Origin of the sequence: Amycolatopsis thailandensis, from assembly GCF_002234405.1 — a bacterium.
GTDB classification, from domain to species: Bacteria; Actinomycetota; Actinomycetes; order Mycobacteriales; family Pseudonocardiaceae; genus Amycolatopsis; species Amycolatopsis thailandensis.
Genome location: NZ_NMQT01000018.1, coordinates 38,288 through 60,660 on the forward strand (window position 1 = coordinate 38,288; position 22,373 = coordinate 60,660).

Here is a 22,373-nt window from a genome sequence, read left to right on the forward strand (position 1 = left end):
GATGAACGACACCAAGTTGACCGCGAGTGAGCTCGTCTCCGCGTATGCCACCGGGGAGCTGTCGCCGGTCGAGGCCACCCAGAACGCGTTGCGGGTCATCGAAGAACGCGACGGCGAGACCAACGCCTATTGCCTCGTCGACGCGGATGGAGCGCTCGAACAGGCGAAAGCGTCCGAGATCCGCTGGCGGGACGGCAATCCGATCGGCTGGCTCGACGGCGTCCCGGCCTCGATCAAGGACATGTTCCTGACGCAGGGCTGGCCGACGCTGCGCGGTTCGCGGTGCATCGATCCCGACCAGCCGTGGGACGTCGACAGCCCGGTCACCGCGCGGCTGCGTGAGAACGGCTTGGTGCTGCTGGGAAAGACCACGACGCCGGAACTCGCGTGGAAGGGGGTCACCGACAACACGCTGACCGGCATCACCCGCAACCCGCACGACCCGTCGACGACGGCGGGCGGGTCCAGCGGTGGGAGCGCCGCGGCGGTCGCGGCGGGGATGGGCGAGCTCTCCGTCGGCACGGACGGCGGCGGCTCGATCCGGATTCCGGCTTCGTTCTGCGGGATCGTCGGTCTCAAGCCGACACACGGCCGGATCCCGCTGTTCCCGGCGAGCCCGTTCGGACCGCTCTCGCACGCCGGCCCGATGGCGCGTTCGGTGGACGACACGGCACTGCTCCTCGACGTCCTCGCGATGCCCGACTACCGCGACCCGGCGGCGCTCGCCCCGCCCGTCTCGACCTTCCGCGAAGCCGTCCGACGTGACGTGCGCGGATTGAACGCCGCCTACTCGTCGACGCTCGGCTACGTCGACGTCGACCCGGAGGTCGCGGCGATCGTCAAGTCGGCTGTCCAGGCGCTGGGCGACGCGGGCCTGCACATCGAAGAGACCGACCCCGGCTTCGGCGACCCCAAAGCCGCCTTCGACATCCTGTGGTCGACGGGGGCGGCCAAGTGGCTGGACACCTTCCCCGCCGGTTCGGAGACCAAGGTCGATCCCGGGCTGCGGAAGGTGTGGGAGCTCGGCAAGACCTTCTCGGCGAGCGACTATCTCGGCGCTAACGCCGAGCGGGCCGCGCTGGGCATCCTGATGGGCGAGTTCCACACGCGCCACGACGTGCTGATCACGCCGACCCTCCCGATCGCCGCCTTCGAGGCCGGGCACGAGGTGCCGCCGGGCAGCGGGCTGAGCGGCTGGCCGGACTGGACGCCGTTCACCTATCCGTTCAACATGACCCAGCAGCCCGCCATCAGCGTCCCGGCGGGCCGCACCTCCGGCGGGCTCCCGGTCGGTCTCCAGATCGTCGGCCCGCGGCACTCCGACGACTTGGTGCTCGCGGTCGCGAAACTCCTCGAAGAGGTCCGTCCCTGGCCGTGACCAGCGGAAAGGGAGCAAGGGACCTTTGCTATCGCTTCTCGGGGCGGGGTCAGGGCCGGGTGGCGTGGGTCTTCCGGACGAGGCCGCGCACCTGGCCGCTGCACAGCGCGAGACAGGTGGCGGCCACGACCAGCGCGGCGCACGCGAGCAGGGTCGTGCCGACGCCGAAGTGCTGCGCGGCGGGCCCCGCCGCCATCTGCCCGAGGGGCAGGGCGATGAACGAACCGAGCATGTCGTAGGAGTAGACGCGCGCGAGTTTGTCCTCGGGCACGTTCTCCTGCAGTGAGACGTCCCACGCCACCACGAACTGCTCGATCGCCAGGCCCGAGACGAACATGGCAGCCAGCAGCAGCGGCAGCAACGGCGCCTGGCCGAGGAGGATCAACGGCGGCGCTTCGAAAAGGATCACCGCGACCCCGACGAACAACGCGCGCCGCGGCTGCCAGCGGGCCACGAGGATCCCGCCGGCGAGCGAGCCGATCGTCTGCGCGGCGAGGGCGAACCCCCAGCCGGTGCGCCCGAAACTGCCGTCGGCGACGAGCGGGCCGAGCACCCCGATCCCGCCGGCGATGACGGCGTTCACCACCATGAACTGCACGACCACGACCCACACCCAGGTCCGTGACCGGAACTCGCGCCAGCCTTCGGCGAGTTCCGCCAGTGGACGGCTGCCGGGGACCCGCTCCCGGCGGTTGAGGCGGATGCGCCGGTAGGACAGGGCGGAGCCGAGGAACAGCAGCGCGTTGCCGCCGAGCGCCCAGCCGGGGCCGACCGCGGTGACCAGGACGCCGCCGAGTCCGGCGCCGGCGATCCGGCCGGAGTTCGAGAGCAGCCTGGCCAGGGCGTTGGCCTGCGCCAGCAGGGCGGCGGGCACCGTCAACGGGGTCAGCGACGCCGAGGCGGGCGCCGAGATCGCGGCCACCGCGCCGTTGACCACGCTCAAGCCGACCAGCAGCGGGATCGAAGCGAATCCACAAAGGACGCTCGCCGCGATGAGCGCCTGGGTCAGCGTGGCGGCGACTTCGGTGCCTTGCAGGATCACCGAGCGTGGCAGCCGATCCGCCAGCACCCCGCCGAACAGCAGCAGGACGACGCTCGCCACCGACCGTGCCCCGACGACGATGCCGATGTCGACGGCCGAGCCGGTCAGGTCGATCACCGCGAAAGCCAGCGCGAGCGGGGCGACGGCGTTGCCGAACTCCCCGAACGTGCGGCCGCCGATCAGCCACCGGAAGTTGTGGTGACGCAGCGGTTCACGCAAAGAGGTCACGGTCGCCTCATCTCGAACATCGCGACCGTCGCGCTGACCGGGATCGTCCCCCGGGTGCGGGGCGGTTTCGCGGCCGAGTGCAGAAGCTCGCTCAGTTCGTGAGCGTGGGCGAGCGCCTTCTTCCAGGTCTCACGGTCGACCCACATCTCCACGTCGGCCGTCAGCCCGTGTTCGCCGCGGACGTGGAACTCGCTGCGGCGTTCGAGTTCGGAGGCCATCGTCGTGATGAGAAGCCGGTCTTCTTCCGGATTCGTCGACGTGAACCGCGTCCCGGACTCCGGATCGTGCCGGTAGCGTTTCGCCAGCCCGCCCCGGATCCGGACCTCCTCGACGACGTCGAGCAGTCCGGCCTCGTGCAGCCGCCGCAGGTGATAGCTGACATTCGCTTGTGTCTCACCGAGTTCGCGCGCGGCCTCGGCCGCACTCATCGCGGCACCGGTCAAAAGCGACAGAATACGCAGCCGGACGGGATGGGCGAGGACGCGCAATCCGTCGAGGCCGGGGGATTCGGGCATGCGGCCGAGTATCGACTGCCGGGACGCTGACCGTCAAACAGTTATTTGGGGGTTTCGTTGGCCGGGAGATCCGGTGCACTGATCCGATGTCTGTGCTCTGCTGGAGGGCATGCGTACGACGACATTGGGCAGGAGCGGTCTCGAGGTGTCGAGGATCGCCTTCGGCACCTGGCAGCTCGGCGGGGACTGGGGTTCGTTCGACGAGGACGCGGCGATCGCCGCGATCCACCACGCCCGCGAACTCGGGGTCACCTTCTTCGACACCGCTCAGGCCTACGGTTTCGGGAAATCCGAAGCGATGCTCGGGAAGGCGTTGCGCGAAGAACTCAAGCGCGACCGCGACAACCTCGTCATAGCGACGAAAGGCGGCATCAAGCCGCGTTCCGAACGGCCGCGTGACTCCCGGCGCGAGTGGCTGGCACAGGGGATCGAGGACAGCCTTCGGTACCTCGACGTCGACCACATCGACCTCTATCAGATCCACTGGCCCGATTCCGACGCGCCCGCCGAGGAGACCGCGGGGATCCTGCAAGAGTTCGTCGACGCCGGGAAGATCCGGCATGTCGGTGTCTCGAACTACGACGCCGCGGGGCTGGCCGACTTCGACAGGACCCGCCCGGTGGAAACCCTTCAGCCGCCGTATCACCTGTTCCGCCGCGACCTCGAAACCGATCCTCTGCCGTACGCACGGGAGAACGACATCGGCGTGCTCGTGTACAGCCCACTGGGCAGCGGCCTGCTGACCGGAGCCTTCACGCCGGAGACGACGTTCGAGAAAACCGACTGGCGTTCGCGATCGTCGGCGTTCACCGGGGAGACCTTCCGGCGCAACCTCGCCATCGTCGACAGGCTCAAGGAATTCGCCGCGGGCAAAGGGATCTCGGTCAGCCAGCTCGCCATCGCCTGGACGCTCGCCCGGCCGGGTGTGCACGTCGCGATCGTGGGCGCGCGCAAGGCGGCCAACATCGAAGCCAGTCTCGCGGCGGCCGACGTCGACCTCTCCGCGGACGAACTAGCGGAGATCGACCGCCTCACCGCCGACGCCGTCCCCGTTTCGGGCGCGAGCCCCGAAGGTGTCGCCTAAAGCTTGAACTCGGTGCCGTCCAAAGGAAGTGAGGCGCCGCCGTCCAGTACGGCGGCGTGTTCCGGCGAGGCGGGATCGACCACCGGATTCGTGTTGTTCAGATGTGTATAGGCCCAACGCGGGCCGGGCCGGAGCTTCGCGAGACTGCCGGTGATCGGCAGATGGCCCATCGCCAGCTGGGCACCGTCACCGACTTCGGCCGCGGTGGCGCCCGACATCTCGTCCGGCGCGTGGAAGGTCCCGTCCAGCAACACCAGATCGGCGTCGCGAGTGAAGTCGTCGAACCCGTCCGGCCAGCTCTTCAGGCAAGGCGCGTAGACGAAGACACCGCCGGTCTCGACGTCTTCGATCCGGTACGCGACCACCCACGGACCGTCCTCAGTGGACGAACGCGCATACTTCGGCCGCTTGTCGCTCACGGGAAGCGTGCTCACCCGGAGCCCGTCGATGGAGACCTCCGACGACGGCAGCCACTCCCAGCCGCCGTAACCGTCGATGATCGACCGTGCGGGGAACTGCTCGGACAGCGCGCCCAGAACGGCCTCCGGTGCCCAGACCGGTAGCCCACCGGCCTCCCGCAGCAGGAGCAGGCCGAGTGAATGATCGAGCTCGGCGTCGGTGAGCAGCACCCCGCGCAGCGGGATCTCTCTCGGCCCCGGGCCGGCCCGTAGCGGTGGCGTGGCGAGGATCTGCGCGCGGATGTCCGGTGACGCGTTGAGCAGGTACCAGCTCTCGCCGTCCGCGCTCACCGCGACACAGTCCTGCGTCCGCGGCGGCGCGCCCGAAACGCACAGCGCGCAGGCGCAGTTCCATTGCGGGAAGCCACCGCCCGCCGCTGTCCCGAGCAGGATCACCCTCATCGCGGCCCCCGCATCACGAGCTCGTCCGCCTTCGGCGGTGTGGAGAGGATGAGATCGACGACGCCGCGATCCGGCGAACGTGAGCACACCGGGTCCGTAGCCGAGGCGTCACCGGTGAGCTGGAACGCCTGGCATCGGCAGCCGCCGAAGTCGATCGACCGCCGATCGCAGGTGCCGCAAGTGTCCGGCATCCAGTCCTCACCGCGGAAGGCGTTGAAGGAACTGGATTCGTACCAGATCCGCGCCAGCGGCTTGTCGCGGACGTTGTCGAACTCCAGTGTCTCGATCGCCGTCGACGCGGGACACGGCAGCACGTTCCCGTCGGGCGCCACGGTCAATTGCCGCGCGCCCCAACCGTACATGCACGGCTTCGGGTATTGCTCGTAGTAGTCGGCGACGACGTAGATGATCTCCATCCGGCCACGCAGCCGATCGGTGGCCGCGCGCACGATCGGCTCGGCCTCGTCGAGCTGCCGCCGGGTGGGCATCAGGGCGTCGCGATTCCGCAGGGCCCAGCCGTAGTACTGCGTGTTGGCCAGTTCGAGCCGGTCCGCGCCCATTTCCTCGGCCAGGTCGATGATCCCGGCGAGCTGATCGTGGTTCTGCCGGTGCAGCACGACGTTCACCGAAAGCGGCAGCCCGGCCTTCTTGATCAGTTCGGCGGCGACCAGTTTCCGGTCGTGGGCCCGTGCGCCGGCGAGCCGGTCCGCGCGTGCGGCGGTCGCGCCCTGGACGGACAGCTGGATGTGGGCGATGCCGCGTTCGACGAGATCGTCCAATCTGGACCCGGTCAGCCCCAGCCCGGACGTCACCAGATTGACGTAGCAACCCAGTTTCGTGGCGTGCTCGACCAGGATGGGCAGGTCCGGCCGGGCGAGCGGTTCGCCGCCGGACATGTGCACCTGGAGCACGCCGAGTTCCCGTGCTTGCGTGAGCACGGACAGCCATTCCTCTGTGGACAGTTCGCCGTCACGGGCGATCAGCTCGACCGGGTTCGAGCAGTACGGGCAGTGCAGCGGGCAGCGATGGGTCAGCTCGGCGAGCATGCCCAGAGGCGGCGCCGCGGTGGAGGTGTTCAGGTCCATTCGACGATCCGCCGATCTCCCAGCCGGGACAGGACTTCCAGGATCTCTTCCTCGCGGACCCCGGCGTAGCGTTCGCGCAAAGCCGAAGCGATCGCCGCGACGTCCTCGACACCATCGCAGAGCGAGAGCACGGCCGCCGCGGTCGGATTCGGGACGAGCACGCCTTCGGGGAACAGGAGGACGTGCGTTTCCCTGGTCTGGTCATAGCTCAGCCGGACTCCGCGCCGAAGCCGCGGCACCGAGTCCATTTCGAGGGTGGTCATCGCTACTCCTCGGCCGCGGCGCGCTCGATGGCGTCGAGCATGGACCAGAGCACGTCGGTCTTGAACGACAACGCGGCGATCGCCTTCTCCTGCTGCTCGCGGGTGACGGCGTGCCGTACGACGATGTCGAGCGTTCCCTTGCCCTCGCCGGAGACCTTGTCGATCCGGTTGGTGAAGTAGTCGAGGTCTTCCCGCGCGATCCACGAATAGTTCGCCAGCATGTCGGCGACACGTCGCTGCATGAGATGGCCGGCGAACATTTCGGTCAGGCCCGAAGCGACAGCTTCGAGCCAAGGTTTCGTGCGGGCGAAATTCACATAGGCGTCGACGGCGAAACGTACGCCGGGGGCGAGGTGCCGCTGATCGAGAACCTCGTCGCGGTCGAGCCCGACTGCGGCGCACAAACGGAGCCACCGCTCGATTCCACCGTCCCCGGCTTTCGTCCCGTCGTGATAGACGACGCGGTCGAGCCATTCCCGGCGGATTTCCGGCACCGGGCAGTTGCTGATGATCGCGGCGTCCTTCTGCGGGAGCACGTATTGGTAGTACCAGCGGTTCGCGGCCCAGATCTTCAGTTCGTGCTCGGACAGTTCGCCGTCGTGCATCCGCCGGTGGAAGGGATGAGTACCCCAATAGCGGTGGGAAAGTCCACGCAGGGCCGCGACGAATTCCGACGGCGACATCGGCGTGGCGGAAGGGGAAAGAGCCACGATGCTGCCTCCAACGGCTCGCTGATCGGGACGGCGGCACGGTGGTGGGGGACGGCCCCCACCACCGAGTGGGAAATCAGTCCTCCATACGGGCCGCGTAAGCGGTGACCTCCATGGGAGTTTCGTACTCGACGAAGTCCGGCGTGGTCCATACCTCGATGGTTTCGATCATCTTCTGCTCCTAACGTCCACATGGGATCGAACGGGGACGAGCCCCGTCACCCTAGAAGCGGGCCGCCGATTCTGACCAGACGCAAGGTCCAAGTTCTCGAGCCATTTTGTAAAGTTTCCTTCCTATGGCCGATCGAGCTGGCCCGATCGTCACCCTCGGCACATACAACGGTTAACCGGACTCATCTGTGATAGCCCGTCCAGTGGTGTCCGTTTCAATCCACGGTGTGTTTCTATCCAACTCGACGGGTGCACCCCGACCACCCGTCTTCCGCCGCCATCCGAGCTCCAGGGGTGTAGCTGAAGGAGGCGTCTCATGTCCTTACGTCGTACTCTCACCTGCGCGTTCGCCGCCGCGACGGCCGCGTCTGCCGTGGCCGTCCCGGCCGCAGCCGCCGAAGCGCCGTCGGTCCAGGCGATCAAACAGATCGCGAGCGGCCTCAACCAGGCCTGGTCGATCGATTTCCTGCCCGACGGCACCGGCGTCTTCACGCAGAAGGACGCCAAGACGATCAGCAAGATCGACAAGGCGGGCAAGGTCACCACGGTCCAGACCATCCCCGGGGTGAGCGTCACCCCGGAGGCCGGCCTGCTCGGCATCGCCGTCTCGCCGAAATACGCCACTGACCAGACGGTCTTCATCTACTACACGACCAGTTCCGACAACCGGATCGCCAAGCTGAAGCTGGGCCAGGCGCCGACGCCGATCGTCACCGGTATCCCGCGTGGCGCGAACTTCCACCACGGCGGGCGGATCAGGTTCGGCCCCGACGGCTACCTCTACGCGGGTACCGGCGACGGCCAGAACGGCGCCAACGCGCAGAACAAGAACTCCCTCGGCGGCAAGGTCCTGCGGGTCACCACCGACGGCGCGCCCGCGCCGGGCAACCCGTTCAACAGCCGCGTCTACTCCTACGGTCACCGCAACGTCCAGGGCCTGACCTGGGCGAACGGGCAGCTGTACGTCTCCGACATCGGTGCGAACAAGCTCGACGAGCTGAACAAGGTCGAACCGGGCAAGAACTACGGCTGGCCGACCTGCGAAGGCCCGTGCAACACGGCGGGGATGACCAACCCGGTCAAGGCGTGGCCGACGTCTTCGGCGACGCCGAGCGGGCTGGCGGCGTACAAGGGATCGCTGTACATGGCCTCGCTCAAGGGCGGCACATTCAAGCTCGATCTGAACGGAAACGGCGGCAAGCTGTGGACCGACCTCGGCCGCACGCGTGACGCGACCGCCGGTCCGGACGGACAGCTGTACACGATCACCCCGGGCGCCATCTACGTCTCCGACGGCAGCTAGCCCCGACGCGTTTAGTCCTCTGGATGCGGTACTTGTGTGTGCAAGTAACGCATCCAGAGGACGAAATGCGGGAGGGGTCAGGCGCGCCCCACGGACGCGGCGTGTTCCAGTTCGGCGAGCGCGGTGTCCAGATGGGTCAGGATGCGCTGGAGATGCGGCACGCTCCGGCGGCAGCCGGTGACGCCGAAGTCCAGGTTGTCCCCGTTGCTGGTCAGCGTGATGTTCAGCGCCTGACCGTCGAGCAGCACGGACGCCGGGTAGATGCCGTCGAGCGACGCGCCGTTCCAGTACATCTGCTTGCGCGGCCCCGGCACATTGGAGATCACCAGGTTGAACGGCGGTTTTGTGTTGTTCACGAAACCAGGGATCGGCGACACGCCGAGCTGGGCGACGTTGATCCCGGACAGCAGCAGCGTCTGCAACGGGGTCAGCTCCGAGAACAGCTTCTTGCCATTGCGCATGGACGCGTTGATCGTGGCGAGCCGGGCAGCCGGGTCGGTCAGGTGGGTGGCGAGGTTGCACAGCAGCGCGCCGATGTTGTTGCCCGCCGCGTCCCCGCTGTCCTTGCGCCGCAGGGAAACCGGGACCATCGCGGTCAGCGGCGCGTCGGGGAGCGCGTTCTGTTCCATGAGGTAGTCCCGTAGCGCGCCCGAGCACATCGCGAGGACGACGTCGTTGCGCGACACCCCGGCGGCGGTCGCCACCTTGCGCACCCGGTCCAGTGACCAGGACTGCGCGGCGAACCGGCGGGCCCCGCCGATCGGCACGTTCAGCATCGTCTTCGGCGCCTGCGCCGGCAGCGTGAGGGTGTGTTCCTGGAACGCCTCCCGCGCCACCTTCATCGCGGCGGGGGCGATGCCGGCGAGCTGGTTGACCGTCTTGCCGAAGGTACTGAGCACCGAGGGTGACGCCTTGCCGTTACGACCGCCGTCCGGTTTGGGCCGACGGCCCCACGGCGGCGGGCAGTCGAGGTCGGCCGGGTCGTCCGACAGCGTGCCTTGCAGATGACGCAGCGCCGAGACGCCGTCCATCAGCGCGTGGTGGATCTTGCTGTAGATCGCGAACCGGCCGTCCTGGAGGCCCTCGACCAGGTGGATCTCCCACAGCGGGCGGTGCCTGTCGAGCAGGGTGCTGTGCCAGCGCCCGGTCAGCTCCAGCAGCTCGCGGATCCGGCCTGGCTGGGGCAGCGCCGAATGGCGGAAGTGGTAGTCGAGTTCGAGATCGCTGTCCGTCGCCCAGGCGACGTGGCCCGCGGTGTTGACCGGCCGGGCGGGACGACGGCGGAACACGTCGCGCATGTTGTCGGAATCGAGCAGTTTCCGGCGAAGGTCCCGCAGGTAGTCCGGTCCGGCGTCCTCGGGTTTCTTGAACAGTTGCAGACCGCCGACGTGCATCGGATGCTCGCGCGTTTCCACGAGGAGGAACATCGAGTCGGTGACGGGCATGAACGGCATCGTGGGGACCACCTTCCGCGCGGCGGCGTGCGAGCACGCCGGGTGCCAGAGTCTACGCACACCGAAACCACCTTCTCACGCTTTAGGGTGGCTCACATGACGATCCCGACCGATCCGCGGACAGGTGAGTTCCGTCGGTCCGCCAACCATTTCGACGCGCGTATCACCGCGGACGGCCGCGACGGCTGGCCGGTGGAGGCGGGAAGGTACCGGCTGGTGGTCAGCCGGGCCTGCCCCTGGGCGAGCCGGGGGCTGATCGTCCGGCGGCTGCTCGGGCTCGAGTCCGCGCTGAGCGTGGCCGTGGCCGATCCGATCCAGGACGACAAGAGCTGGCGGTTCACCCTCGATCCCGATGACCGGGATCCGGTGCTCGGCATCAAGTACCTGGCCGAGGCCTATCACGCGGCCGATCCGCACTACATGGGCGGGATCAGCGTTCCGGCCATTGTGGACATTCCGAGCAAGCGGCTGGTGAGCAACGACTATCCACAGATCACGCTCGATTTTTCCACCGAATGGACCAGCCACCACCGCCCCGGCGCGCCCGACCTCTACCCGGAGCGGCTGCGCGGCGAGATCGACGACGTCAACGTGGGTGTCTTCGCCGACGTGAACGCCGCCGTCTACCAGGCCGGGTTCGCGACCAAGCAGAGCGCGTACGACGACGCGTACCACCGGCTCTTCGCCATGCTGGACGCGCTTTCCGACCGGCTCGAAAGGCAGCGTTACCTCGTCGGCGACACGATCACCGAAGCGGACATCCGGTTGTTCACCACGCTCGTCCGATTCGACTCCGTCTACCACGGACACTTCAAGTGCAACCGGAACAAGCTGACCGAGCAGCCGGTGCTGTGGGCCTACGCCCGCGACCTCTTCCAAACGCCGGGTTTCGGTGACACCGTCGATTTCGACCACATCAAGCGGCATTACCACGAGGTGCACGAGCAGGTGAACCCGACGCGGATCGTCCCTTTGGGACCGGAGCTGTCCGGCTGGACGACGCCGCATCACCGGGAGCAGCTGGGCGGGCGCCCGTTCGGCGACGGCACGCCGCCGGGACCGCCGCCCGAGGACGAACGGATCGAGGACACGGATGGAGCCAATTCCTGAACGTACCGACGTCGTCGTGATCGGCGGCGGCATCATCGGGGTCAGCTGCGCGTACCGGCTCGCCGCCGCCGGGGTCTCGGTGCTGCTGCTCGAACGCGACACGCTGGGCGCGGGCTCGACGGCGAAGGCGGCGGGCGGGATCAGGTCGTCGTTCACCACACGCGTCAACATCGAGATCGGGCTGCGCGGGCTGGCCGAGTACGCCTCGTTCGCGCAGACGTACGGGACCGAGATCGACTTCCGCCGCGACGGTTACCTGTACCTGGTCACCGACCCCGCGGACCTGCCCGAGTTCGAGCACTGTGCCGCGTTGCAGAACTCCTACGGCGTCCGAAGCCGGCTCGTCGAGCCCGCCGAAGCGCGGCGGTTCTCCCCGCTGATCGACACCGAAGGCGTGGTCGCGGCGCTGTGGTCGCCGGACGACGCCAAGGCCACCCCGGACTCGGCGGTCCAGGGCTACGCGCGGGCCGCCCGCGGGCATGGCGCGGTGCTGAAGACCGGCGTCGAGGTCGTCGGGATCGAACGCGACGGCGACGAGATCACCGGCGTCCGGACCGGCGACGGTTTCGTGCGGACGAACGCGGTGGTCTGCGCGGCGGGCGCGTGGTCGGGACGGATCGGCGAGTTCGCCGGTGTCGACCTCCCGGTGCGGCCGTACCGGCGGCAGGTGGTGTTCACCGGACCGGTCGCGGACCTGCCCGAATCGGTGCCGCTGACCATCGAGATGCCCTCGGCCTTCTACTTCCACCGCGAGGGCCTCGGCCTGGCGATGTCCTTCTGCGACGGAGACGGCGACCCCGGCTTCGACACCCGGTACCAGCCGGGCGACTGGCTGCCGAAGCTCGCCGAGATCGCCGCCCGGCGGGTGCCCGCGGTGCTCGACGCGGGGATCCGCGGCGGGTGGGCCGGGCTGTACGAGGTCACGCCCGACCGCAACCAGATCGTGGGGGAAAGCGTCCACCTTTCGCGGTTCTTCTACGCGACCGGGTTTTCGGGACACGGGTTCCAGATGGGCCCCGCCGTGGGGGAGCTCGTCCGGGACCTCTACCTGGGGCGGGTCCCGGCCATCGACATCACCGGGCTCGACGTCCGCCGGTTCGCCGGCGACCGGGCCGTGACGAGGGAGCACAACATTGTCTGAGGACTTCGTCGAGATCACCACCACCGCCGAGCTGCGCGAGATCCTGCCGCCGCCACTGGAGCGCACCGCGAACAAGGCGCGCCCGAAGCTGCACGAAATGGACCGTCAGTGGCTCGCGGAGTCACCGTTCGTGCTCATCGCGACGTCGGCGGCGGACGGCACCTGCGACGTCTCGCCGAAGGGCGACCCCGCCGGGTTCACGCTGGTGCTGAGCGATACCCGGATCGCCATCCCGGAGCGGCCGGGCAACCGGCGCGCCGACGGTTTCCACAACGTGCTGTCGAACCCGCACGTCGGGCTGATCTACCTGATCCCCGGCCGCGGCGACACGCTGCGCGTCAACGGCCGCGCGCGGCTCGTGAGGGAGGCGCCGTTCTTCGACGACATGATCGTGAAGGGCAGCAGGCCGAAGCTCGCGCTGGTGGTGGACATCGACGAGGTCTTCCACCACTGCCAGAAGGCGTTCATGCGGTCGAAGCTCTGGTCGCCGGAGAGCTGGACGCCCGAGGCGATGCCTTCGCGCGCGGAGATCGCGAAGACCTTCGAGCGGCCGGAGGAGAGCATGGCCGACCTTGAGGCGTACTACGCGCCGGACCGGTACGCGGCCAGCCTGTACTGACCTCGTGAGTGGTAAGGATGGTTAGAACCGTCCTTAACCACTCACGAGGTCAGTGGCTGACGGTTGCTGGATCGTTGAACGATCTGGCACTATCGGCGGGGTGCCTTCACCCACCGGAGCCCAGCATCTGGCCGACGCGCTGACCGCTCTGGGGACCGAAGTCGTCTTCGGTCTCCCCGGGGTGCACAACCTGCCGTTATGGGAGGCGCTGGCCGATACGGACATCCGGCTCGTCGGGGTGCGGCATGAACAGACCGCCGGGTACGCGGCCGACGGATACGCCCGCGCGACGGGCAAGCTCGGCGTCGCGCTGGTGACCACGGGACCCGGCGCGGCGAACACGCTCGCCGCCGCCGGCGAGGCGATGGCTTCGGCCGCGCCCGTCCTGATCATCGCGACCGACATCCCGTCCACGCTGCGGCGGCCCGGCGTGGTCCGCGGAGTGCTGCACGAGACGTCGGACCAGCAGGCGATGTTCGCGCCGGTCACGAAGGCCGGGTTCACCGTCCCGAGCGCAGACCAGGTCGCCGCCACCCTCCACCGCGCGGCCCGGCTCGCGCTCCAGCCGCAGAGCGGGCCGGTCTACCTCGGCATCCCCACCGACTTCCTGTCGGAACGGACGCCGGCCCGCCGTCCGCCGAGGTCGCACGCCCGGCCGGCCGAGATCCCGGATCTCACCGAGGCCGAGGCGCTGCTCGCGGCCGCCGACAAGCCGCTGATCTGGGCGGGAGGCGGCGCGCTGCGCGCCGAGGCGGGCGAGGCGATCGGGAAGCTCGCCGAACGGCTGGCCGCTCCGGTGCTCACCACGTTCGGCGCGCGCGGGCTCCTGTCGGTCGACCACCCCTGTCTCGCCCCGAACCCGGTGCACGCGCCCGAGGTCGGCGCGCTGTGGGACGAGGCCGACGTCGTCCTCGCCATCGGCACCGACTTCGACGGGCTGATGACGCAGAACTGGCTGATGCCGCAGCCGAAGAAGCTCATCGCGATCAACGTCGACCCGGACGACGCGGCCAAGAACTACCAGCCGGACATCACGCTGGTCGGGGACGCCCGCGTGCTCACCGAGGCGCTGAAAGTCGAGGAACGGTCCGGGATCGCGGCGCTCGTCGGCAGGCTCGCCAAGGTCTCCGCCCGGGTCCGGCAGCGGATCAAGGAAGAGGAGCCGCAAGCCGCGGACCTCTTGTCCACTTTGGACGAAGTGCTGCCGCCCGACGCCGTCGTGGTCGCGGACATGTGCGTGGCCGGGTACTGGATCGGCGGGTTCCACCGCGTCCGGGCCCCGCGCAAGCTCGCGTACCCGATGGGCTGGGGCACGCTCGGCTACGGTTTCCCCGCCGCGCTCGGCGCGGGGGCCGCGGGCGGCGGCCGCGCGATCTGTGTCACCGGTGACGGTGGTTTCCTGTTCGGCTGCGGCGATCTCCACACGCTGGCGCAGGAACAGCTGCCGGTCACCACGATCGTCGTCGACGACGGCGGCTACGGGATGCTTCGCTACGACCAGGATCGCGCGGGGCTGCCGCGCCGTGGCGTCGACTGGGACAGCCCCGATTTCGTCGGCCTCGCGAGGTCTTTCGGCGTGCACGCGGACCGGGTCTCCGGATTCGGACGCGCGTTCCGGCGGCTGCTCGGTGAGTTCGTCGAGTCCGACGAACCGAACGTGCTGGTCGTCCGCGCGAAGATGGCGCCGCCGCTCAACACCTCGCCGCGGTGGTATCGCAAGGGGTCTTCGTGACCGGGCTCCGCGTCGGTGTGGACATCGGTGGCACGTTCACCGACCTCTGCGTCCTCGACGAGACCGGGGTCGTCGCCGTCGGCAAGGTGCTGACGACGCACGACGAACCCGCTCGCGCCGTCGAGGAAGGTCTCAAGAGGACACTCGCCGGTGCCGGGCTGGACGCGGGCGACGTCGAGCAGTTCGTGCACGGCACGACGCTGGTCACGAACGCGCTCATCGAACGTAAAGGGGCGCGCACGGCGCTGCTGGCGACCGCCGGTTTCCGTGACGTCCTGGAGATGCGGCGCGAACATCGCTACGAACTGTACGACCTGCTCATCGAATTGCCGACGCCGCTGGTCCCGCGTCACCTGCGCTTCGACGTCCCCGAGCGGATCCTCGCCGACGGGACAGTCCACAAAGGACTGGACGAGGAGTACGTCGCGCGGCTCGGTCGCGAGCTCGACGCTCGCGGGATCGACGCCGTGGCGATCTGTTTCCTGCACGCCTTCACCAATCCCGCGCACGAACGGCGAGCCGCCGAGGTGCTCGCGGACGTCGCGCCGAGGCTGCGGGTCGCGCTGTCGAGCGAGGTCGTCCCCGAGATCCGCGAGTTCGAACGCACGTCCACCACGGTCGCCAACGTCTACGTCCAGGACCTCACCGAACGCTATCTGCGTGACCTGGAACGGCGCCTGCACGAGGCCGGGGTGCGGCCGTCGCCGCACATCATGCTGTCCAACGGCGGCATCGCGACCGTCGACACGGCCGCGCGGTACCCGATCCGTATCCTCGAATCCGGTCCGGCGGGCGGGGCGCTGGCCGCGTCCGCGATCGGGTCCGCGGCCGGGATCGAGGATCTGCTGGCCTTCGACATGGGCGGCACCACGGCGAAACTGTGCATGATCTCCGGCGGCGCGCCACTGGTCACGCACGAGTTCGAAGTGGACCGGAAGTACCGGCTGCTGCCGGGATCCGGGCTGCCGGTCAAGGTCCCGGTCACCGACATGATCGAGATCGGCGTCGGCGGCGGCTCGATCGCCCGCATCGACGCGCTCGGCCTGCTCACCGTCGGCCCGGATTCGGCGGGGTCCGAGCCCGGCCCGGTCTGCTACGGGCGCGGCGGCACCGAGCCCACCGTGACCGACGCCGACCTCGTGCTCGGCTACCTGGATCCCGGGTATTTCCTCGGCGGCGGAATGACTTTGGACGCCGAGGGCGCGCGAGAGGCGATCCGCTCGAAGATCGCCGGACCGCTCGGCGTCAGCGTCGAAGAGGCCGCTTGGGGCATCCACACCAGCGTCAACGAGGACATGGCCAACGCCGCCCGCGTCCACGCCGTCGAGCGCGGCAAGGATCCGGCGAAGCTGCCGATGTTCACCTTCGGCGGCGCCGGACCGGTGCACGGGGTCGGCGTCGCGCGCGCACTCGGCGCACCCGAAGTGGTCGCCCCGCCGGCGGCCGGGGTGCTGAGCGCGGCGGGATTCCTCACCGCGCCGCTGGCCTTCGACTTCGTGCGCTCCGCTCGTTCGGCGGTTCTCGATCTCTCGTGGGAACAGGTCGACGCCTTGTTCGCCGAGATGGAGGCCGAAGGCAGGGAACTGCTGGAGAAGTCCGGTGTGGACGGTGCTCGGGTGACGCATCGCCGGATCGCCGAGATGAGGTACTCCGGACAGGGCTATGAGATCCGCGTGCCGGTCGAGCCGGGGAAGTGGCCGGAGTCGCTGGTCGACGCGTTCACCGCGACCTATCGGACGCTGTACCGGCGGATCGGGCCGGACGTCGGAGTCGAGGTGCTCAACTGGCGCGTCGTTTCCAGCGGTCCGGCACCCGAAGTCACATTGAAACTCGCGGGCGCCGAGGCGGAAGGCGACGCGCGCAAGGGAACTCGTCCGGCGTACTTTCCCGCCGAGGGTGGCTTTGTCGACACGGCGGTGTTCGACCGGTACCGGCTCAAACCAGGCGATCGCGTCGAGGGACCGGCCATCGTGGAGGAGCGAGAGTCCACTGTGGTCGTTCCTCCGGATGCTCACTGCGTGGTCGGCGAAGACGCCAGTCTGGTGGTGACGGTGTGAGCGTGGACCCGATCCTGGTGGGAGTGCTGGGAAACCGGCTGCACTCGATCCTGGCCGAACAGCAGAACGCCCTCGTCAACACGGCATTCTCGTCCGTAGTGCGGGAATCACTGGACCTCGCCTGCGCGGTGTTCGACTCGCGCGGCGAGATGATCGGCCAGTCCGTCGGCGGAACCCCCGGCCACATCAACGCGATGGCGACCGGGATGCGGCACTTCGTCGCCGCGTACCCGCCGGAGACCCTGGAACCCGGCGACGTCCTGCTCACCAACGATCCTTGGCAGACGGCCGGGCAGATCAACGACATCACCGTCGCGACGCCGGTGTTCCTGCGGGGACGGCTGGTCGCGTGGTTCGCTTCCTGTTGCCACGCCCCGGACATCGGCGGACGGCTGGTCTCGGCCGAGGCCACCGAGGTGTTCGAAGAGGGCCTGCGCCTGCCGATCATGAAGTTCCTGCGCGCGGGCGAGGTCAACGCGGATCTCGAACTGCTGATCCGCGCGAACGTCCGCACCCCGGAGGAGACCATCGGCGATCTGTACGCGCAGGTCACCGGGAACGAGGTCGGCGCCGCGAGTCTGGTGCGGCTGCTGGAGGAATTCGCTCTCGACACCCTCGACGACGTCGCCGCGGAGATCATGAACCGGTCCGAGCGCGCGCTGCGGGACGCGCTGGCGAAACTACCGGACGGCACCTACACCAGCGAATTGGCGACCGACGGGTTCGACGACGAGGAAGTCGTCCTCAAGGTCACCGTGACCATCGACGGCGACGAGATCCACCTCGACTTCGCCGGGTCTTCGCCGCAGAGCCGTCGTGGGATCAACGTCGTCCTGAACTACACCAGGGCGTATGCCTCGTTCGCGGTCAAGGCGGCCATTTCGCCGGAAGTGCCGCACAACGCGGGTTCGTTCCGGCCGGTGCACGTCACCGCGCCGGAGGGATCGGTGCTCAACTGCACGCCGCCCGCGCCGGTCGCGTCGCGGCATCTGATCGGGCACTTCCTGCCCTCGCTGCTGATCACCGCGCTGCGAGAAGCTTTGCCAGGCAACGCTTTGGCGCACAGCGCGGACGCGTTGTGGATGACGATCTGGCGCGGCACCGACGCCGAAGGCCGCGAGTTCATGCTCAACGTCTTCCAGACCGGCGGAATCGGCGCACGGTCCACAAAGGATGGTCTCAGCACCACCGGATTCCCGAGCGGGTTGCGGTCGACGCCGACGGAGGTCATCGAGACGATGGCCCCGCTGATCCAGGGCGAGCGAGTGCTGCGCTCGGACTCCGGTGGTGCCGGGAAGTGGCGTGGCGGCCTGGGCCAGTGCACCACGATGGCGGCGCGCGGCGAGATTTCCTGGAGTGTCAACGGGAACGTCGATCGCGTGCTTCGCCCTGCGTCCGGTGTGGACTCGGGGCATGATGGAGCCGTCGGCCGTTTCGAGCTGACTCGTGGCCCGTTGCCATCGAAGAGCAGGGTGGACTTGAAGCCGTTCGACGTGGTGGACGTGTTCCTCCCGGGCGGCGGTGGTTACGGCGACCCGTTCGAGCGGGATCCGGAGGCCGTGCTCGCCGACGTCGTCGACAGGTACATCACGCCGAGAGCGGCGCGTGAACTTTACGGCGTCGAAGTCACCTACCACGGAGATCCCGAGGCGCTCGTGCGGCTTCCGGAGGACTACACGGCGGTTTCGCTGAGAGGGAGGAAATGAGCATGGGCCGGCTGGCAGGCAAGGTCGCGGTGGTCTTCGGTGGGGCGAGGGGCATCGGGCTCGCCACCGTGAAGGAGTTCGTCGCCGAAGGCGCGACCGTGTTCTCCAGCGACATCCGCGAAACCGCCGAAACGGTCGAGGGCGCCGCGCACTCCCTTGTGGACGCCACCGACGAAGACCAGGTCGACGAGTTCGTGCGCGGAGTGCTCGCCGAAACCGGCGGCCGGATCGACGTGCTGTTCAACAACGTCGGCATCCACCTCGGGAAACCCCTGTCCGACACGACACTGGCGGAGTTCGACAACATCTTCGCGCTGAACGTGCGGGCGGCCTTCCTCGGCACGCGCGCGGTGCTGCCGCACATGATCGCGAACAAGGCGGGCAGCATCATCACGACGTCGTCCAACGGCGGGGTGATGGGCCGCCCCGCCGACCCGGTGTACAACGCGACCAAGCACGCGCTGGTCGGCCTGACGAAGTCGATCGCCGTCGCGCACGCGCACCAGGGGATCCGCGCGAACACGGTCAACCCGGGCGCCATCGACACCGACATGCTGCGCGGCACGCTCATGTCACCGGAGGATTTCGAAGCCAAGCAACACCAGTTGACCGCGAGCACGCCCGCCGGACGGGTCGGCGAGGCTTGGGAGGTCGCGAAGGCCGTCGTCTTCCTGGCCAGCGACGAATCGCGGTTCGTCAACGGCGTCGCGCTCCCGATCGACGGCGGCAAGGCGGCGGGCGCCATGCCCGGGAACCGGTACAGTCTCGACTTCGAACTCGGTGTCAGGTAACGCCATGCCCACTCCTGCCGCCGAGGAGGCGCTGGCTCGCGACAGACCTTTGCTCGAACGGAGCGGGACCGCGGAACGGGTCGCGGAGATCCTGCGGCAGCGCATCACGGAAGGCGTCTTCCCGCCGGGGTCGAGGCTTTCCGAACCGTCGATCAGCGCCGCGCTGGGTGTTTCGCGCAACACGCTGCGCGAGTCCTTCCAACTGCTGGCGCACGAACGGCTCGCGGTGCACGAGCTCAACCGCGGCGTGTTCGTGCGCGAGCTGACCGCGCAGGACATCTCGGATCTCTACGTGATGCGGCGGGTCACCGAATGCGGTGCGCTACGGCGCGCGGCCGAACTGTCCACTGTGGATCTTTCCGCCGTCGCGGCCGCGGTGCGGGAAGGCCGGGCGGCGGCCGACGAAGGCGACTGGCAGACCGTCGGGACCGCGAGTATCGCGTTCCACCAGGCTGTCGGCGATCTGGCGGGCAGCGAGCGGGTCAGCACGACGATGCGCCAGGTGCTGGCGGAGACGCGGCTTTTCTTCGTGCTGGCGGAGAACACGCGTGCGTTCTTCGAACCGTTCCTGGCGCGGCACGAGCGGATCGTGCGGGACCTGGAGCGAGGACGGTTCGGGCCGGCGGAGACGGCGCTGGAGAAATACCTGCGGGATGCGGAGAAGCAGCTTCTGGCCGCTTACGAGCGGCGGGGTGCGTGAGGTGGTGCTGGGCCGCTTCCGGGCCGAAGACGTAACTCACGTGCTTGGGCGCGGAACTTGCGTGCTTGGGCGCGGAACTCGCGTGCTTGAGTACGGAACTCGGGTGTGCGGTGTCTGATCACGTGAGATCCGGCTCTGGTCACGCGAGATCCGCGCCCAAGCACGCGAGATCCGGCTCTGATCACGTGAGTTCGCCGTCCGATCACGCGAGATCGCTCGTCCCGCCCGAGCCCGCCATTCCTCCCCGGGACGCCATGAAAGGTCCTTTCCTTGCAAAATTTGCAAGGAAAGGACCTTTCATAGCGCGCGCGGAGGGGGTCAGCAGGTCAGGGAGGCACCGGCCCAGTCCGCGTGGTCGGAATCGACCCCGTCGCCGCCGTCCGTGACGACCAGGTCCAGCACCTGCACCCCGCTCAACGGCGCGGAAAGCTGCTGGGCGGCCTGACCGCGCCTGAGCACACCGGTGTTCGCCAGCCGCTTGCCGTCGCCGAGGACCTCGAAGGCCACGCTGCCTCCGGCCTTCTCGTCGTCGACTCCGGCAGAAGACGCGAACGACGAGCATCCGCCGCCGAGGTAGATCCGGACCTTCGACGTCGCGTGGACGCCTAGCCCATCGTCGTAGGTCACCCCGCCGATGCTCATCCGGCGGCCGTCACCGGCGTCCGATTCACCGTTGCTGGTCCCGCGCTCCACCGGCCCGTAGCCGTTTTCCGCGATCATGAACGCCGCCTTCGACAGCGCGCTCGTCCCGGCTGCCGGGGCTTTCACCAGGGGAGCGCTTCCGCTCGCGGTCAACGTCCGCGTGCCCGAGGACGTCCGGTAGTCGATCCGCCCGGAGACGTCGACGCGGTCACCGGAGGGGGACGACGGGCGCACGGTCCAGCTCTGTTCCCACGACTTCCCCGGCGCGACGGCGGGGACCCGCACCTCTGTCCGGCCGTCCGGCTTCCAGCCCGCCCCGACGGTCAGCTTCACCGTGCCCGAACGCACCGGAGTACGGCCGTCGTTGAACACCTTGAGCGTCGTGGTGAACGGCTTGTCGATCGCGACGTATCCGGGTGACTGCAAGGAAAGCGTCGTATGCGGAGCGACGTCCGGCCGGTTCGACGGCCAGACGCGGAACGTCGCCGATCCGTGGCCCGGCAATCCGGCCCGCAGCGTTCCGGCGGACTCGGTCTCGCCGCCGGTCCACAGATCCCGGACCCGGTAGCCGGAGGCGGCCGGGGCACCGATCTCCCCGGCGGTGGTGGACACGGTCGCCGGGGCACCGCCGCGGTTGAACAGCACGACGACCTTCGACCCGTCGGACATCGGCTTGGCCCAGACCTCGGTGTCACCGTCGTCGCGGACCTTGTGGCCCTGCTTGCCGCCCCAATCCTGGTTGACCGCGAGAAGATCCTTGTTCAGCAGGATCTTCTTGGTCGCTTCGGACATCGAGCGCAGGTCGTTGCCCGCCAGCAGCGGGGCGTTGAGCAGTGACCAGAGCGCGAAGTGGGAGCGGTATTCCGTGTCGGTCATGCCGCTGTTGCCGACTTCGAGCATGTCCGGATCGTTCCAGCCGCCCGGTCCGGAGTAGGCCTCCAGGCCGACCTGCTGGTCGATGATGTCCGTCATGCTCTTCCAGGTGTCGCTGATGTCGCCGGTGGTGCGCCACAGCTGCGCCCCGGCGTTCTTGCCCCATTCCCAGGGCTTGTTCTGGCCCCATTCGCACAGGGCGTAGAGGATCGGGCGGCCCACTTTCTTCAGTGCCTCGCCCATTTTCGTGTAGCGCTCCAGCGCGGGGCGGCCCTGGTTGTTGCAGTTGTCGTATTTGAGGTAGTCGACGCCCCAATCCGCGAACGTTTGAGCATCGGCGTCTTCGTGGTCGAGCGAACCCGGCATGGTCCGCGCGCAGGTTTCCGTGCCGGCGCTGGTGTAGATCCCGAGCTTCAGGCCCTTGCCGTGGACGTAGTCGGCCAAGGCCTTGATACCGCTGGGGAATCGGGTCCGGTGTGGTTCGTACTTCCCGTCGGGTGTCCGGTTCTTTTCGGCCCAGCAGTCGTCGACGTTGACGTACTGGTAGCCCGCGGCCTTCATCCCGGACGACACCATGGCGTCGGCGGTTTCCCTGATCAGCTGTTCGTTGATGTCGCAGCCGAACTTGTTCCAGCTGTTCCAGCCCATCGGCGGGGTCGAGACCGGGGGCGGTTGGCTTTCGGTGGCCGCCGCCGGAACGGCGCAGAGGGCGGTGAGGGTGCAAGCAGCGACGAGCGCGCCAGCGAGACGACGCATAGGTTCCTCCCAGAATGCCCAACTCTGAACAAACTTGCTCATAAAGCAACAGGACGGGCTGGTGCCGGTCAAGGGCCGTTGGGATGGTGTTGGAAAATCACCGGAAGGTTGCGCCACCAGACCGGCGAGGTTCACCGGGCGAACTGTGCACGA

Annotated in this window: 20 protein-coding genes; 11 read left to right on the top strand and 9 right to left on the bottom strand. The window is 68.5% G+C overall.

Annotated features, from left to right (window positions below; all coding sequences use genetic code 11):
- Position 1 precedes the first annotated feature (1 nt).
- On the top strand, positions 2 to 1,378 hold the full coding sequence (locus CFP71_RS05685; protein WP_093932773.1) for an amidase: 1,377 nt from the start codon (positions 2 to 4) through the stop codon (positions 1,376 to 1,378).
- Between the two features lie 49 nt (positions 1,379 to 1,427).
- Here CFP71_RS05685 and CFP71_RS05690 read toward each other — a convergent pair whose 3' ends face one another.
- Complete coding sequence (locus CFP71_RS05690) at positions 1,428 to 2,648, bottom strand: MFS transporter (protein WP_093932774.1); 1,221 nt, start codon at positions 2,646 to 2,648, stop codon at positions 1,428 to 1,430.
- The gene (locus CFP71_RS05695; protein ID WP_093932775.1) at positions 2,645 to 3,163 is read right to left on the bottom strand and encodes an ArsR/SmtB family transcription factor; all 519 of its coding nucleotides are present in this window, start codon (positions 3,161 to 3,163) and stop codon (positions 2,645 to 2,647) included. Before CFP71_RS05695 ends, CFP71_RS05690 begins: the two co-directional genes overlap by 4 nt.
- A 109-nt stretch (positions 3,164 to 3,272) precedes the next feature.
- On the opposite strand from CFP71_RS05695, the gene CFP71_RS05700 reads away from it, so the two are divergent.
- Positions 3,273 to 4,247 carry an aldo/keto reductase gene (locus CFP71_RS05700; RefSeq protein ID WP_167406006.1) on the top strand — a complete coding sequence of 325 codons (975 nt, stop codon included), beginning with the start codon at positions 3,273 to 3,275 and terminating at the stop codon, positions 4,245 to 4,247.
- Here CFP71_RS05700 and pqqB read toward each other — a convergent pair.
- The 5 genes from pqqB to pqqA all read right to left on the bottom strand — a co-directional run bounded on the left by pqqB (position 4,244) and on the right by pqqA (position 7,337).
- Positions 4,244 to 5,107, bottom strand: coding sequence for a pyrroloquinoline quinone biosynthesis protein PqqB (pqqB, locus tag CFP71_RS05705; RefSeq protein WP_093932777.1), 864 nt, complete (start codon positions 5,105 to 5,107; stop codon positions 4,244 to 4,246). The genes CFP71_RS05700 and pqqB overlap by 4 nt on opposite strands.
- Positions 5,104 to 6,192 carry a pyrroloquinoline quinone biosynthesis protein PqqE gene (pqqE, locus tag CFP71_RS05710; RefSeq protein WP_093932778.1) on the bottom strand — a complete coding sequence of 363 codons (1,089 nt, stop codon included), beginning with the start codon at positions 6,190 to 6,192 and terminating at the stop codon, positions 5,104 to 5,106. The genes pqqB and pqqE overlap by 4 nt, the downstream gene beginning before the upstream one ends.
- Entirely contained in the window at positions 6,183 to 6,455 is a 273-nt protein-coding gene (pqqD, locus tag CFP71_RS05715; RefSeq protein ID WP_093932779.1) for a pyrroloquinoline quinone biosynthesis peptide chaperone PqqD, read from the bottom strand. Before pqqD ends, pqqE begins: the two co-directional genes overlap by 10 nt.
- Positions 6,456 to 6,457: 2 nt before the next feature.
- Positions 6,458 to 7,138: a pyrroloquinoline-quinone synthase PqqC gene (pqqC, locus tag CFP71_RS05720; protein WP_093932780.1), complete on the bottom strand. Its 681-nt coding sequence runs from the start codon at positions 7,136 to 7,138 to the stop codon at positions 6,458 to 6,460.
- Positions 7,139 to 7,241: 103 nt separating this feature from the next.
- On the bottom strand, positions 7,242 to 7,337 hold the full coding sequence (gene pqqA / locus CFP71_RS05725) for a pyrroloquinoline quinone precursor peptide PqqA (RefSeq protein ID WP_007033797.1): 96 nt from the start codon (positions 7,335 to 7,337) through the stop codon (positions 7,242 to 7,244).
- A 315-nt stretch (positions 7,338 to 7,652) separates the two neighbouring features.
- On the opposite strand from pqqA, the gene CFP71_RS05730 reads away from it, so the two are divergent.
- Entirely contained in the window at positions 7,653 to 8,639 is a 987-nt protein-coding gene (locus CFP71_RS05730; RefSeq protein WP_093932781.1) for a PQQ-dependent sugar dehydrogenase, read from the top strand.
- A 77-nt stretch (positions 8,640 to 8,716) separates the two neighbouring features.
- On the opposite strand, the gene CFP71_RS05735 is transcribed toward CFP71_RS05730, so the two are convergent.
- Positions 8,717 to 10,093 (bottom strand): WS/DGAT/MGAT family O-acyltransferase, encoded by a 1,377-nt coding sequence (locus CFP71_RS05735; protein ID WP_093932782.1) that lies wholly within the window; start codon positions 10,091 to 10,093, stop codon positions 8,717 to 8,719.
- A gap of 96 nt (positions 10,094 to 10,189) precedes the next feature.
- On the opposite strand from CFP71_RS05735, the gene CFP71_RS05740 reads away from it, so the two are divergent.
- From CFP71_RS05740 to CFP71_RS05775, 8 genes are all read left to right on the top strand, one after another.
- Complete coding sequence (locus CFP71_RS05740) at positions 10,190 to 11,203, top strand: glutathione S-transferase family protein (protein WP_093932783.1); 1,014 nt, start codon at positions 10,190 to 10,192, stop codon at positions 11,201 to 11,203.
- Positions 11,187 to 12,344, top strand: coding sequence for an NAD(P)/FAD-dependent oxidoreductase (locus tag CFP71_RS05745; RefSeq protein ID WP_093932784.1), 1,158 nt, complete (start codon positions 11,187 to 11,189; stop codon positions 12,342 to 12,344). Before CFP71_RS05740 ends, CFP71_RS05745 begins: the two co-directional genes overlap by 17 nt.
- Positions 12,337 to 12,963, top strand: coding sequence for a pyridoxamine 5'-phosphate oxidase family protein (locus CFP71_RS05750; protein WP_093932785.1), 627 nt, complete (start codon positions 12,337 to 12,339; stop codon positions 12,961 to 12,963). The genes CFP71_RS05745 and CFP71_RS05750 overlap by 8 nt, the downstream gene beginning before the upstream one ends.
- Before the next feature lie 100 nt (positions 12,964 to 13,063).
- Positions 13,064 to 14,695, top strand: coding sequence for a thiamine pyrophosphate-binding protein (locus tag CFP71_RS05755; protein ID WP_167406007.1), 1,632 nt, complete (start codon positions 13,064 to 13,066; stop codon positions 14,693 to 14,695).
- Positions 14,692 to 16,752 (top strand): hydantoinase/oxoprolinase family protein, encoded by a 2,061-nt coding sequence (locus CFP71_RS05760; RefSeq protein ID WP_093932786.1) that lies wholly within the window; start codon positions 14,692 to 14,694, stop codon positions 16,750 to 16,752. The genes CFP71_RS05755 and CFP71_RS05760 overlap by 4 nt, the downstream gene beginning before the upstream one ends.
- Positions 16,749 to 18,458 (top strand): hydantoinase B/oxoprolinase family protein, encoded by a 1,710-nt coding sequence (locus tag CFP71_RS05765; RefSeq protein WP_093932787.1) that lies wholly within the window; start codon positions 16,749 to 16,751, stop codon positions 18,456 to 18,458. The genes CFP71_RS05760 and CFP71_RS05765 overlap by 4 nt, the downstream gene beginning before the upstream one ends.
- Before the next feature lie 2 nt (positions 18,459 to 18,460).
- Entirely contained in the window at positions 18,461 to 19,249 is a 789-nt protein-coding gene (locus CFP71_RS05770) for an SDR family NAD(P)-dependent oxidoreductase (RefSeq protein ID WP_167406008.1), read from the top strand.
- 4 nt (positions 19,250 to 19,253) lie between these two features.
- Positions 19,254 to 19,949 (top strand): GntR family transcriptional regulator, encoded by a 696-nt coding sequence (locus CFP71_RS05775; protein WP_093932789.1) that lies wholly within the window; start codon positions 19,254 to 19,256, stop codon positions 19,947 to 19,949.
- Between the two features lie 318 nt (positions 19,950 to 20,267).
- Here the strand turns inward: CFP71_RS05775 and CFP71_RS05780 are convergent, their stop codons facing one another.
- Positions 20,268 to 22,220 carry an NPCBM/NEW2 domain-containing protein gene (locus tag CFP71_RS05780; RefSeq protein ID WP_093932790.1) on the bottom strand — a complete coding sequence of 651 codons (1,953 nt, stop codon included), beginning with the start codon at positions 22,218 to 22,220 and terminating at the stop codon, positions 20,268 to 20,270.
- Positions 22,221 to 22,373 lie beyond the last annotated feature (153 nt).